General features: G+C 42.1%; 11 protein-coding genes. 4 read left to right on the top strand and 7 right to left on the bottom strand.

Going from position 1 to position 13226, the window contains the following annotated elements:
- Nucleotides 1-25: 25 nt before the first annotated feature.
- The 5 genes from QSJ37_RS01525 to QSJ37_RS01505 form a co-directional block, all read right to left on the bottom strand.
- Complete coding sequence (locus tag QSJ37_RS01525) at nucleotides 26-1738, bottom strand: DUF6449 domain-containing protein (protein ID WP_285753094.1); 1713 nt, start codon at nucleotides 1736-1738, stop codon at nucleotides 26-28.
- On the bottom strand, nucleotides 1713-2612 hold the full coding sequence (locus QSJ37_RS01520) for an ABC transporter ATP-binding protein (RefSeq protein ID WP_285753092.1): 900 nt from the start codon (nucleotides 2610-2612) through the stop codon (nucleotides 1713-1715). The genes QSJ37_RS01525 and QSJ37_RS01520 overlap by 26 nt, the downstream gene beginning before the upstream one ends.
- Entirely contained in the window at nucleotides 2578-2994 is a 417-nt protein-coding gene (locus QSJ37_RS01515; RefSeq protein ID WP_285753089.1) for a GntR family transcriptional regulator, read from the bottom strand. Before QSJ37_RS01515 ends, QSJ37_RS01520 begins: the two co-directional genes overlap by 35 nt.
- 218 nt (nucleotides 2995-3212) lie before the next feature.
- The gene (locus QSJ37_RS01510) at nucleotides 3213-4781 is read right to left on the bottom strand and encodes an IS200/IS605 family accessory protein TnpB-related protein (protein WP_285753087.1); all 1569 of its coding nucleotides are present in this window, start codon (nucleotides 4779-4781) and stop codon (nucleotides 3213-3215) included.
- 327 nt (nucleotides 4782-5108) lie between these two features.
- Complete coding sequence (locus tag QSJ37_RS01505) at nucleotides 5109-5786, bottom strand: DUF421 domain-containing protein (protein ID WP_285753085.1); 678 nt, start codon at nucleotides 5784-5786, stop codon at nucleotides 5109-5111.
- 197 nt (nucleotides 5787-5983) lie between these two features.
- On the opposite strand from QSJ37_RS01505, the gene QSJ37_RS01500 reads away from it, so the two are divergent.
- Nucleotides 5984-7240: a sensor histidine kinase gene (locus QSJ37_RS01500; protein WP_285753083.1), complete on the top strand. Its 1257-nt coding sequence runs from the start codon at nucleotides 5984-5986 to the stop codon at nucleotides 7238-7240.
- Between the two features lie 45 nt (nucleotides 7241-7285).
- Here the strand turns inward: QSJ37_RS01500 and QSJ37_RS01495 are convergent, their stop codons facing one another.
- On the bottom strand, nucleotides 7286-8215 hold the full coding sequence (locus QSJ37_RS01495) for a DMT family transporter (RefSeq protein ID WP_285753081.1): 930 nt from the start codon (nucleotides 8213-8215) through the stop codon (nucleotides 7286-7288).
- Entirely contained in the window at nucleotides 8196-9128 is a 933-nt protein-coding gene (locus tag QSJ37_RS01490) for a DMT family transporter (protein WP_285753078.1), read from the bottom strand. The genes QSJ37_RS01495 and QSJ37_RS01490 overlap by 20 nt, the downstream gene beginning before the upstream one ends.
- A 310-nt stretch (nucleotides 9129-9438) precedes the next feature.
- Here QSJ37_RS01490 and QSJ37_RS01485 point away from each other — a divergent pair, with 310 nt between their 5' ends.
- From QSJ37_RS01485 to QSJ37_RS01475, 3 genes are read left to right on the top strand one after another with little or no spacing between them, the layout of a single operon-like run.
- Complete coding sequence (locus tag QSJ37_RS01485) at nucleotides 9439-10524, top strand: GerAB/ArcD/ProY family transporter (RefSeq protein ID WP_285753076.1); 1086 nt, start codon at nucleotides 9439-9441, stop codon at nucleotides 10522-10524.
- A gap of 2 nt (nucleotides 10525-10526) precedes the next feature.
- Nucleotides 10527-12053, top strand: coding sequence for a spore germination protein (locus QSJ37_RS01480; RefSeq protein WP_285753074.1), 1527 nt, complete (start codon nucleotides 10527-10529; stop codon nucleotides 12051-12053).
- Nucleotides 12050-13195, top strand: a complete 1146-nt coding sequence (locus QSJ37_RS01475) for a Ger(x)C family spore germination protein (protein WP_285753071.1) — start codon at nucleotides 12050-12052, stop codon at nucleotides 13193-13195. Before QSJ37_RS01480 ends, QSJ37_RS01475 begins: the two co-directional genes overlap by 4 nt.
- Nucleotides 13196-13226: the final 31 nt, after the last annotated feature.

Below are 13226 nucleotides of genomic sequence, written 5' to 3'. Positions count from 1 at the left end.
AGGGAATCACAATGATTCCCTTTTATCATTCCGCATTCCCCCTGGCTTTTTCGAGCAGATGATGATCTTTGAGCCATTTTTCGACATGAGTATACGTTTTTTTCCATTCGAGTTGGATGATATCGCCGTTGCTTTGCAGCAGTTCGATATCCCCCTCCCATACGTTGTCATCCAGCATGGAGCTTGCCGGTTCTTCCATTAAATCAGTTTTTAACGCTTCGATAAATGAATCAATTTGCTGCGGCTCGATGATCGTCAACGTTTTCTCGCCCGTTTCCGGGGTGCGGAAGGCAACTTGGCGAATCGGCGAATATCCTTGATCGCGGAGCAATAAATAATAGTTTTTCTTATACTCTTTCGATTCTAAAATTGGTTGGAAATAGGAAAAATACTGATCGCTAGGCACATGGTACTGACGGATCATCCGCTTGCCGTCCTTTAGCACATAGCCGATGACCACTTGTCTTTGTTCCGTAAACGGCGACGGTTTTGGCTGATCGTTGACTAACTGTTGGTGAAACGCGTAGACGGCGTGAATGTTTTCCTTTTCCTTTAAAAATTGGTTTTCTTGCTCAAACGGCACATGCGAACGTTGGCCATTCTCGACAAAATCATAAACGGAACCGCCGAAATAGACTTGGCGGATATCCTCTAGCGCCGGCAGCCGTTTTTCATATCCGGTTATATCAAGATGAACCAAAATACCAACGGCCACCATCGCCGCGGCAAAATAAACATACCCTTTCCACTTATGGAAAACGCGCCACGTTTTTTCGATAATCATTTCGGCAACAAAAAAGCCGATAAATGAGAAGGTGATATATCCGAACACAATCCAGGAAAACTGGTTTTGTGTAACGCCGAAATAAAAACCGCCAAGAAGCATCGTACAAAAAGCGACGCCGTACTTAAAGATCGGACGGAGCACCGGAAACGCCAGCGCCTGCGTCGCCGCCTCGCTATGCCGTTTTTGGTACAGCCAAATCGCGAAAATAAGGAGCAACATCATCAAAAGCAGATAAACAAGCGATTCCCCTGCTGTCAACGGTGCTGCTTCAAGCCGTAAATAGCGGAAAAACGGAACAATTTCCTCCAGATTTTTCGATAAATAATAATCAGCCGGGAAGCCAACCAATAAAAACGAAGTATTGGTCAATAACAAAACAGTGATGCCTGCCGGGAATAAAAACAAAATGTAAGTAAATACAACTTGCAGCGTCGACATGCCTGTCATTATGCCAACAAAAACAGAAGCGGCAAAAACAAACAGTTCCATAATAGCCGTTTCCCACATCCAGCGGATGATGTCACCGATGGCAAGCGGCACGGAAAGACTTAATCCATAGCGACAAACGATGGTAAGCAACGAAACAAGCGCGATCGGGAGGACAACAAGTCCCACTCCAAACACAGCTTGCTGGCAAAACAACTCTGCTCGCTGCACAGGCAAGCTATGCATAAAATCAGAGGATTGTTTTCCTTGCATGTAACGAAATAACAGTGTGGCTAACAACACCGGCAGCGTAAAAACGATCATCGTTTGAAACTCTGCGGAAATGCTGTATAAGCTTTCCCATTCTGGAAAAATACCGCTATCTTTCTGCTGGGAGTAAGCCATCAATAATTGCAGCGGAATAGCGGCGAACCAAAGCAAAAAATGCACGATGCCAATCCAGCCGACGCTGCGAAGATTTTGCACCAAAAACCCGCGGTTAAACGATAATATTTTCGATGGCATAGCCGACATCCCCCATTTCGTAAATGAAAATTTCTTCGAGCGTAAGCGGCAGGATATCGAAGATGAGCGGCTGAAACGGCTTAATATAAGAAATGATTTCCTGCTTTTCGCCGCGCACAATGAGGAGAAGGACGCTGCCGCGCTGCTCTTTGTAAACGATATCAAGCTGCTCGGCAAATTGCTTTGGAATTCCATTGCGAAAAGCGACTTGAATTTTATGGATATCGGTTTTCATCGCGTCCAGCTCTTTTTCAAACATCATTTCTCCCTCATGTAAAATGCCGATACAATCGCAAAGATCTTCCATCTCCCGCAAGTTATGCGAAGAAATAACGACCGTCATTTCGCGCTCGGCGACCTCTTGGACGATAATGTTTTTCACTTTTTGCCTAACGACCGCATCGAGTCCATCGAGCGGCTCATCCATGACGAGCACGTCCGGCATCACCGAAAAGGCGAGCCAAAACGCGGCTTGACGCTGCATTCCTTTCGAAAACTGGTGAATTTTTTTGCGCGGATCGAGCAAAAATATTTCTTGTAATCTTGTAAACCGCTCCCGATTAAAAGATGGATAGACGCTTTCGTAAAACGCGGCCATTTGTTCGATTGTTGTTTGCGGGAAAAAATATACATGATCCGGCAAAAACATGATTCGCCGCTTCACTTCTGGATTTTCCCATACTTCTTCTCCATCAATGAGCACCGTGCCATGATCAGGACGGATAATCCCAGCCATCATCTTTAGCAATGTCGTTTTCCCCGCGCCATTGGAGCCGAGCAGGCCGTAAATTCTTCCCTTTTGCACTGTCATGTTCACTTTGCGAATCGCTTGAAAGCGGTCAAATGTTTTCGTTACGTTCGTCAAGTGAATCATCGGTTTCTCCCCCTCTCTCCCCTTGTTCCGCTTGTTCAATCCATTGTAGCACTTCCTCTTTGGTCACCCCTAAAAAAAGCGCCTCGGCAGCCAGGCGGATAATATCGTGCCGAATGGCTTCGATTTTTTCTTGACTTGCTGCTTTTGGCTGCGGAGAAACAAAGTTGCCTTTTCCTGGAATTGAATAAATAAACCCTTGGTGCTCTAATTCCCGATACGCTTTTTGAATCGTGTTTGGATTAATCGTCAATTGTTTCGCCAACATCCGTACGGATGGCAGCTGCTCATGCGGCTTCCATATTTCGCGGATGATCATTTCTTTCATTTTTTCGACAAGCTGTTCATAAATCGGTTGACGGCTGCGGATATCTAGCTCAAACATACCCCCTGGTTACTAAAATCTATAAAAATCGACTCATCACGATGGAACCAGGAAACATCGCTTGCCGCTCGGATTCTCACCGAGTTCCATCAGGAAGGTAATCCCCTTGTCATTCACCCGCTGTGAAAGACATCCCGTGGATCGCTGTCAGCGACGGCACCTGCCGTGCACCATTCCTTCCATCGGTCAGTACACGACAACGATTTTAGCAACCAGGTCTACACCTCCCGCAGTTGAATTTGGTACTGGTTCAGCCAGCAGAATTTGTGCAGGATGTTCCATAATGACCATTCATGTTCCTCTTTGAAGTTCTCGATCTTTTTTAACATCATACCTAGATATTGCCGTTGTTTCGTTCCGCTTTTCGATTGCTTATAGGATTCTTCCATCGACCCTAACAAAGCAATCAAATGGCGCTTCACTTTCGTTTTTATGATGTGAATGAGTTCTTTTGGTAATCGTTCACGATACCCCAATCCCCGTCTGCCAATCACCAAAGCGGCACTTTCATGAACGGATAACCCATATTTTTTCCTATACTTGAAACGACCGATGACGCTGGTATACGCCGGATTCACTTTTTTGATGCGAAACCCAAGCCGTAAGCCTCGGCGAATGATGGTATCAGTCAGTTTTTTCTTTTTGAAATGATGTGTCAAGCGATTGAATCGTTTGTCCGTATCGTGCTGCTGTCTTAGTTGAATGTTTTCGATGACCACTGCCCCGACATTCTCTTGAAGCAGCCAGTCATACACATCTCGTACGGTTTCTCCAACGATGTTGTTTCGTTTATTCGCTTTCACATATTCGAGTTCATGACAGTAAAACACTTTCGATTTAATGAAGTTTCCTTGTTTCGAAACGATGCTTACGGCGATGCGGTCAATATTGATATCCATCCCAGCGATTCGTTCCGCTTGAATCGGTTCATCATAGGCAAGTTCCCTGCCATATACCTCTTCTTCATAGGTGAGATGGACATAATATTCCCCGTTTTTGCGTTGGATTTCGACGGTATATGGTTGATATTCGATGATCGGCTTTCCTTTTGTATTCACGTCCACCTGCTCGCCCATGATGACATCGATGATTTCATCCTCATATTTTTCAGGAACAGACACAGGAAATCGTAAACGGGGAGCGTGTTTCCCTTCTTGTTGTCCAAGTGGATTGGCGATTTCTACATAACATTGGTACGTCTTGTCGTCATAGGTAAGGCGAATATTCAAATTTCCTTTTTTGCTTTTATCTCCTCTGGCGTACAACTGATTCGAGCGCACATCTTTCCATTCTTCGTTCGTGATTTTTCCTTTCAAGCGCTTATAAAAATTCTCTTTGCCACCAAAAATCACACGTGGAATGGTCCCTTGTTCCAGATGATGCGTTAGCTCGGCTTCTTTCGCTTTGAGCTTTTCTAACCGTTGGTGCAATCCACCTAGACATGTTGGAAGATCGACTTTTTTCGGTGTTTTTCTTCCATGTTGGTAGTCATCGATTTTCTTTTCGGTTTTTTCGATTTTCGCCCGCACATCCTCCAAGCGCATTGGAAGCAATTCACGTTGGGAAGAAATCAGTGATTGAACAAGCAAGACCGCATCTTCGGCAAACCGTTTGTTGAGCTGAAATTGATGCGGAAGGTGCTTGATGATGTCTTTTGCGTTCCTTCCCTCCAGCAAGCGGTTGAACGCGTATCGCTTCGCGGAACCAAAGACGCGCATCAACTCATCTAATGAGCGAAGTTGTGTTTCATCATCGGAAACGATTTTCATCCCCCGAACCGTTTTCATCCCCTTGCCTTCCCCCTTGTTTGGATCCTTAAGAACATATATTCGCCAAATCTTCTTCATTTCCTTTTTACATTGAGGAAGGGAAAGATGATTTTTTATCATCAGACAGGTGACGATGGAAAAGATGGAGAACATCCAACTCTCCACGTTCAATAACAGTAGATTACATGATTTTATACATTTTTATAGATGTCTAACAAACTGCTTATACCTCCTTTCATTATCTGTACCAACTGTACTATTAATAATAATACACTTATAACAGTTAAATAGCAAGTATTTTCCATAAATAAAAAAACGTAACATAAGGAAATGATATTCCTTACATTACGAATACGTCTGCACAAACAGGCCGTCTCCTTCCAGCCATTCGGCAATGAAGACGTCTTGATACGATGCCACTCCATGAGCACGGAGCTCCCGCTGCAGCCACTCTTCATCTTTGCCAAGTTCGCGCAGTTCATCGATAAGCAGCTCTCCGTCGCGGATGAGCGTAATCGGAACATAAACGGGATGCGGCGGCAATTGAAAATCTTCGCGCGTTGTTTTTTGATATTTCGCTTTTTTCAAGACGCTGATCGAACCGTTTGCTTCTAAATAACAAAAAGCGACTTCCCTCAAGGAAAACGTTTCGCTTTGCCGAAGCAAACTTTGCAGTTGATTGAGCGTCATCCGATTTTTCTTCAACGCTTCATAATCAATGATCCCATTACGGATTAGCGCCGTCGGTTTTCCCTCGCTAAGACGGCGAAACGAGAGCCATTTTTGATTCATGTATTCGACAAGCAATAATAAAGCTCCCCACAACGATATCGAATAGATGATATACCACAGATGGACATGATCATCATATAGAGCGTTTCCTAACAGCTCTCCTAATACAAGCGCTGAAATAAACGTAAATGGGCTTATTTGATGGATCAGTTTTTTGCCAGCTACTTTCACAACGAGAAATAAAAGCACAAATCCTGTCACAAGCTCAACTGTTAAATGCATCCATTTCATCTATTGCCACCATCCTGATCACGGTTCGTTAGTTTCATTATGAACGACAACATGCTAAATTATGTCACGGCAAAATTTTTGCCTACTGAAGCCAAAACACTCTGTGTAAACGCAATTCCTTTATAAAAAAGATATTTTTCCATCCCATTCTTTCCGTATAATAATAGTGTTGAATTTTCGTAGATAGGGGATATTATATGGGGGCATATATAAATCAACATGTATTAAACAATTTGTTTTATATCTTAGTGAGCGTATTTGTTTTTTACTTTATTTATGATCACGGGGAAATATTTAAAAAGCGGCCATTGTACAGAGATGCTCTCCTTGCCGTTTGCATGGGGTTTCCGATCATTTTATGCATGAAATTTCCTATTTACATTGATGAACGTTGCATCCATGATTTACGACAAATTCCTTTTCTTGTCGGTACGCTGTATGGTGGTGGAATCGTCGGCATTATTTTGTTCCTGATTTTGCTAGCTTCCCGCACTCTGATTTACGGGTTTGAGTATCTTACCGCGATTGTGTATATGACCATGTTGGTTATCACAGCTCTCATTTCGCCATCATTTAAGACTTTAAAACGAGCAAACAAACTCTCTATGTCGGTCTGGTTAACCTTGTTTCTGGCGATTCTCACCACGTTTCTTGCCATCATCATCGCACAGTTTTCAGTAACAAAATCATATATTGTTTATTTCATTTTGCTGCCTCCCATTGGAATGCTATTTGTCGTGTATATTATGGAAACATTAAAAGAAGCGACTATGATGCGCTCAAAGCTAGTAAAAATCGAGAAAATGGAAGTGGTTAGTCAACTCGCGGCGAGCATTTCACATGAAATTCGCAATCCATTAACTGTTGTCAAAGGATTTATTCAATTATTAAAAACTCCTTCTCTTTCACAAGACGCAAAAGATCGCTACATTCAAATTGCTTTAGACGAAATTAATCGAGCGGAAGCGATTATTAACGAATATTTAACCTTCGCCAAACCAGCCTCGAACAAAGTGGAACGCCTGATGGTAGATGACCAGCTGCGAAAGGTAATTCAGATGTTGGCGCCAATGGCTCATATGAACTCGATTGAAATTGTTGAAGAGCTACAACCCGGCGCGATTGTTGGAAACATTCAGTACTTTCAGCAGTGCTTTTTGAATTTGATAAAAAACAGCATCGAAGCCATGCCGAACGGAGGGACATTGACGATTTCATCCTTCTTGCATGGAAATCATGTCATCATTACGATTAAAGACACAGGAGTGGGAATGACAACGGAACAAATGAATCGATTTGGTGAGCCATACTTTAGTACAAAAGAAAAGGGAACCGGTCTTGGAACCATGGTCGCGGTAAAGATGATTCAAACGATGCAGGGAACGTTGCATATTCAAAGCGAGGTTAATAAAGGAACCACGTTGACGATTACGTTTCCTAAAGCCGCGAACTGATTCTGTCAGTAAAAGAGGGATGTGGAGCTAATCCACATCCCTTTCTTATGTTATAGATGTCGAGTTGGAAGATTGTCTCTCTTTTTTTGGAGACAATAAAAGAACGGTCACCATAATGCAAGCGGCTCCAATAGCTTGAAACAGGCCGAACGGAACATGTAAAAAAACAATCGAGGCGATTACGGCTGACAGCGGCTCTACACTAGACAGCAAGCTCGATTCCGTTGGCGATAAGTAGCGGATGCTTTCGACAAATAATAAAAATGCAAATAAAGTGCCAAATACAATGACAAACAAGATAAGCAGCCACGTCTCCACATCCCAGCGAATCGCCGGCAAAGGAAACGGAGGAAAAACGAAACACATGCCTCCCCCACCGATGACCATTCCCCAGCCGACAACGATGATGGAGTGCCACTTTTTCAGCATCTGTGCCGAAGCTAACGTATAAAATGCTAAGGCAACACCAGAAAGAATTCCCCAAACGACAGATATCAACGGCACTTTTAATTCTCCGGTTGAACCGTTTGTAATTAATAGAAAAGTTCCTAAAAGAGCCAATACAATTGCAAGCATCACCTCTTTCGATGGACGATGTTTTTGAGCAGCCATGGCGTATAACACGATATAGACAGGAGCTAAATATTGCAATAATGTCGCCGTAGCCGCATTGCCGGTGGCGATCGATGCAAAATATGTATATTGCACACCAAGCATGCCGACAAATCCAAACAAGAGCAAGCTTCCGATGCTTTTGATGCCGGTCCAAATCGAAAATATCGCCATCCGTTTGCATACCGCAAACAATAACAACGCGCTTCCCGCAATCATCATTCGCACCACGACAAGCCATTCTGCGGTTATTTGCTTGTCCTGAAATAACACTTGCGCCGCTGTTCCTGATAATCCCCAAAGCGTTGCACCGGTGATGACCATCATTAGACCTTTTATTCGACTAGAGACTTGTGCGAGCATGATTCTCCCCTTCTTTTGACTGATGTTGATGGATAGGAGACATAACGGCAATAAACACCCCTATGATAATCAGCAACCCGCCTAAATAAAACGAGGCGGTTATCTGTTCATGTAAAAACAAAAAGCCAAACACAGCGCCGACAAGCGGCTGAAAAAAGAAAAACAACGAGCCAATCCCGGCATCCATCATTTCCATTCCTTTATTCCAAAGAAAAAACGCCCCTGCGGTTGAAATAATCCCAAGATAAAGAATTCCAAACACCACTATTATATTAGGAAAAGAAACAGGTTGCTCATGCAGTTCCCAAAGCATAACCGGTGTAGTGAATAATAAGGCAAACCAAATGGCATATGTTGTGATCATTAAGGTCGAAAAACGGGCTGATGCCACTTTCACGTACACAGATAAAAGCGCCCATGTCAGCGCCGCCCCAACTAACATCATATTTCCCCAAAATGATTGTCCTCCGCTATTGTCAAAGCCGATGACGATGACAACCCCGATAGTAGCCATCAAAAGAGCGATAACTTTTCTCAAGGTGACGGATTCGTTTAGGACAAATTTTGCGAACAAGACAATAAACGCCGGAGTTGCCGACGTAATTAATGCGCCTGTATGCGCATCGGATAATTTTGTTCCGATAAATTGCAAAGATATCGAAACAAAATAACCGATAAAACCGATCCACCCTAGCAAAAGCCAATCTTGTTTTCGAATGGATATCCTCGTTTTTGTTTTATATTGATGAAATTTTAATATCCCAAATAAAACAACGAACGCGATTGCATAACGAAGCCACACTAACGTAAACGGCGGAACAAAATCAAGGACGTATTTGCTGACAACGTACATTCCGCCCCAAATGCTTGCTGCCAAAGATAAACAGAAAGCGCCAAAAAATGTATTTTTCATCGTGAAACAAACCTCCGTCTTTATAGGGATTAAAACCTCATCCCTAAGACAAGGCGTGGTTATTGGCTGCTCGCCTCGTCTTAGAAACAAGCAGACGGTTGGTCGTTTTCAAATAAATGGAAATACATTCTCACCGTTCCCACCTTTTTTCTATATCATTCCATTTTGTTTCATTGTATCAAATTATCGTCAAATACACATTACTATTTTTGCATATTATTCCATGTATGTTGCAAAAAAGAATAGGTATTCTGTTTTAGGAAAAAATAGTAACATGATTAGTAATTCATCCAAAAGAAAGGTGTCCGCCGTGAATAATACTCCGTTAAATACCGTTCAACTGGCTTGTGTGTTTATGTTATCTATCGGGCTAATGAATCATGTCATTGTGGTCCCGTTGCTATTAGACGCAGCCGGTCGTGATGCATGGATTTCGGCAATCACAGCGCTTGTTGCATTGCCATTATGGCTTCCGCTGTTGTATTTTGTCATGAAGCAATCCAATCAAATGAATTTATTCTTATGGTTAAAAACAGAATTTAATCGTGCTATTGCATATTTCGTGGCCATTCTTGGAAGCCTATTATTACTTGTTATAGGCTATATTACACTCAACGACACGGTTACGTTTACTACTACTGCCTACTTAACGCGGACACCCGATTGGGCCATTTTATTAATCTTAACAGTGATGTGCTTTTATAACGCATATCATGGCATCCCATCCATCGCAAAGACGGCGGTTATTCTTTTACCATTTGTTTTTATTTTTGGGATTTTAGTTGCGATCGCAACTACGCCGCATAAAGATTATTCATTATTAAAGCCAATCATGGAGAATGGCTTTACTCCTGTTTTCAAAGGAATGATCTATGCCGGTGCCGGATATGTGGAAATTTTTATTATTTTATTCATGCAACATCATCTTCAAACTCGTTTTTCTTTTAAAGCTCTTTTCATCGTTAGTGTTCTCGCCGCAAGCTTAAGCATTGGTCCAACGATTGGCGCGATTATTGAATATGGACCGAAAGAAGCAACGAATTTACGTTACCCGGCCTTTGACCAATGGCGATTGATTAAATTAGGAACGTATATTGAATATCTTGATTTTCTTGCTGTTTATCAGTGGATGTCTGGAGCGTTTATCCGAATTTCCCTGGCTTCCGCGCTTATACCAGAGCTATTTCATGTAACGGATAAAAAAGCACGATTATGGATTCTGGCCGTTATTTATATCACTCTGTTTTTATTATCATTGATTCCCATCAGCGACGATAAATTTTTAGGCTTGCTATATCAATTGGTTCTGCCGCTTTCGCTACTATTCATTCTATCTCTCTCTTTGTTCATTGGAATATTGGCACTTATTTCATATTTAAAAAAGAGGAGAGCATAATCATGCCAATTCCTTTAAGAGCACCACAAATCAAAAAAAATCCAAATGATCATAGCGGACAGGAAACACTCATCATTTCCGAGCAAACGTTGCGCGATATTTTTTCAAATTGTAAAGATGTCGCGATTATAACCTCAACGATTCAGCCGGCAAAAACCGCAAGCGGCACGCTTACCTTAGTGTTTGTCTATTGTGAGGAGCTGTGTGACAACCAGCTGATGAAACAGGCCATTTTTCCAGCATTTCGTGAAATGTGCCGCGAATATCCTTGCCAATCAGTGGAGGAGATTGAAGCGAACAAACTGCTGCCAATAGAGCTGCTTGGAAAAGAAGTGCGTATTGACGATCTGAATTTTCATCTCTTTAGCGGTGATTTATTAGTCTACTTTCAAGAAGCGGACGTTTTATATTCCCTTACGCTTGCTAAACCGCCAAACCGCGACCCGGAAGAGCCGAACACGGAAGTGTCGATCCGCGGTCCGAAAGACGGTTTTATCGAGGAAATTTCGAAAAACGTCGCGCTCATCCGCAAGCGAATTAAATCCCATAAGCTCTGTTATGAACAATTTATCGTCGGCACAAGAAGCCAAACAAAAGTGGGATTAATGTACATAGAGGACATCGCGAATCATGAAATGATTAATGAGGTGAAAAAAAGAATTTTACAGTTAAATATTGATTCCCTGATGAGTACCAATCAGTTGGAAGAGCTGATTGGCGATAAACGGTTCTCGCTGTTTCCGTTATTTGCATACACAGGGCGGCCGGATTTTGCAGCCAATTGTTTATTAAATGGAAGATTTATCATCCTGCTAGACGGTGCTCCTACCGTCATTATTGGTCCGGGAAACTTATTGTTTTTACTGAATACATCGGAAGATAACGTTACAACACCTATCTTTGTCATTTTTCAGAGAATCATTCGCTTCATGGGAATTTCCGCGGCTATTTATTTACCCGGATTTTGGGCCGCCTTACTATCGTTTCATCCAGGAGAAATACCATTCACTCTCTTAGGAACGGTTGTGCTTTCCAGGCAAGGAGTGCCATTGCCTGTTCCGCTAGAAATGTTTATCATGGTGGGGCTGTTCGAAATCGTTAAAGAAGCGGGCATGCGTTTGCCGTTAGCGATCGGGCAAACGTTATCGATTGTCGGCGGATTGATTATTGGGCAATCGGCTGTCAGCGCTGGCTTACTCACACCGGGAAGCCTTGTTGTTGCGGCCATTTCCGTTATCGCCACGTTTACATTAGTGAATCAAAACTTGGCTGGAACCGTGACGTTATTACGTTTTATTGTCTTAGCCGCTTCTTCTGTACTAGGGTTATTTGGGTTTATCGCTTCTTTATTTATACTTTTAACATACACAGCTAATTTAACCATATTTGGAATTCCGTATCTTACCCCGTTCTCTCCTCCAACCAGGGATATTTTCAAAGTCTTAATTCCGAATGGTTGGAAAATATTCAAAAAGAGAGCGGATTTGGTAAAACCGCAGGACGATACACCAAGGGGGGAAGCGAATTGAAAGGTAAAGCCTCCTTTTCCTTTTTGATCTCTATATTTTTGTTAACAGGCTGCTGGGGAGCGCAAAATATTGATCATCTTATTTATGTTGGTACAATCGGAATTGATTATAAGAATGATCGGTTTATCGTTTATGTGGCGTTTACTAGCTTCGCCGGATTAGCGAAAGTCGAGAGCGGAGGCGCCAAAGAAAAATCAGGCATTGCCGTTGGAAAAGTCACAGGCGAAACATTTAATATCGCAACCGATAATCTGTATCCTTCTATTCAACGAATGGTATCATGGGGGCATGTGAAAAGTATCGTGTTTACAAAAAGAGCCTTGAAGAAAGTAGTATTAGAAGACGTCTTGGACATTTTAGACCGATATAACGAAATTAGGCCTACACTATGGGTTTATGCGACAGATGAGCCATTAAAAAAACTTTTTTTTGGGGCAGCACCGCTTTTGCATTCATCCCCATACTATTCTTTATTATCCAATCCTGAAGAGATTTTTCAGCAAAGCTCATTTATTCAGCCGATTCACTTAAATCGCTTTGTCGCTGATGCCAATGAAGCTTCAACAACAGTGCGGCTTCCTTATCTCAACATTACTACGCACAATTGGGCGGAAGATAAAAAAGAAAAACCAATGTTAAATTTAAAAGGGATGTGCTTTGTTGACGATTATGAACTTCAAAAATGTTTTGACCGCTCTAAGTTATGGGGAATCAGATGGATGGAAAAAGGAATAAGCAGAACTCCTATTTATGTCAAAAAAGGGAACAAAGTCATTGCATCGATCATTGTTCTTCAACCAAAGTCAAAAATTTCTTACCAAATCAAAGGAAATACTCCTGTATTTAACATCGAGGTATCCGGCAGTGGAAGCGTGATTGAGTTAAGGGAAAAATTAACAGAAAAACAATTAGTTCGCCTGGCGCAAAAAACGGTGGAAGATGAAATAAGAAGCCTCTACAAATTGGGGCTAAAATACGATATTGATACCCTTAACCTCTCTGAAGCGATGTATCGCAAAAAACCAGAAGATTGGAAGAAGTTTTCCGAAAACGGAAAGATTCCATTAACAGACGAAAATTTAAAAAAGATTAAAGTAAAAATTTCCATTGATACGTCTGGAAAAGAGAAATTTAGACAGTGATGCATCTTCGATCATTTTTGGCTAGAACGTA

It is taken from the genome of Parageobacillus sp. G301, from assembly GCF_030268025.1.
Taxonomy (GTDB): domain Bacteria; phylum Bacillota; class Bacilli; order Bacillales; family Anoxybacillaceae; genus Parageobacillus_B; species Parageobacillus_B toebii.
This window is presented reverse-complemented; position numbering and strand designations above follow the sequence as displayed.

Coding starts and splice junctions, on each gene's coding strand:
- QSJ37_RS01525 (WP_285753094.1), bottom strand. CDS start 1,738: ATGCCATCGAAAATATTATCGTTTAACCGCGGGTTTTTGGTGCAAAAT.
- QSJ37_RS01520 (WP_285753092.1), bottom strand. CDS start 2,612: ATGATTCACTTGACGAACGTAACGAAAACATTTGACCGCTTTCAAGCG.
- QSJ37_RS01515 (WP_285753089.1), bottom strand. CDS start 2,994: ATGTTTGAGCTAGATATCCGCAGCCGTCAACCGATTTATGAACAGCTT.
- QSJ37_RS01510 (WP_285753087.1), bottom strand. CDS start 4,781: ATGAAAACGGTTCGGGGGATGAAAATCGTTTCCGATGATGAAACACAA.
- QSJ37_RS01505 (WP_285753085.1), bottom strand. CDS start 5,786: ATGAAATGGATGCATTTAACAGTTGAGCTTGTGACAGGATTTGTGCTT.
- QSJ37_RS01500 (WP_285753083.1), top strand. CDS start 5,984: ATGGGGGCATATATAAATCAACATGTATTAAACAATTTGTTTTATATC.
- QSJ37_RS01495 (WP_285753081.1), bottom strand. CDS start 8,215: ATGCTCGCACAAGTCTCTAGTCGAATAAAAGGTCTAATGATGGTCATC.
- QSJ37_RS01490 (WP_285753078.1), bottom strand. CDS start 9,128: ATGAAAAATACATTTTTTGGCGCTTTCTGTTTATCTTTGGCAGCAAGC.
- QSJ37_RS01480 (WP_285753074.1), top strand. CDS start 10,527: ATGCCAATTCCTTTAAGAGCACCACAAATCAAAAAAAATCCAAATGAT.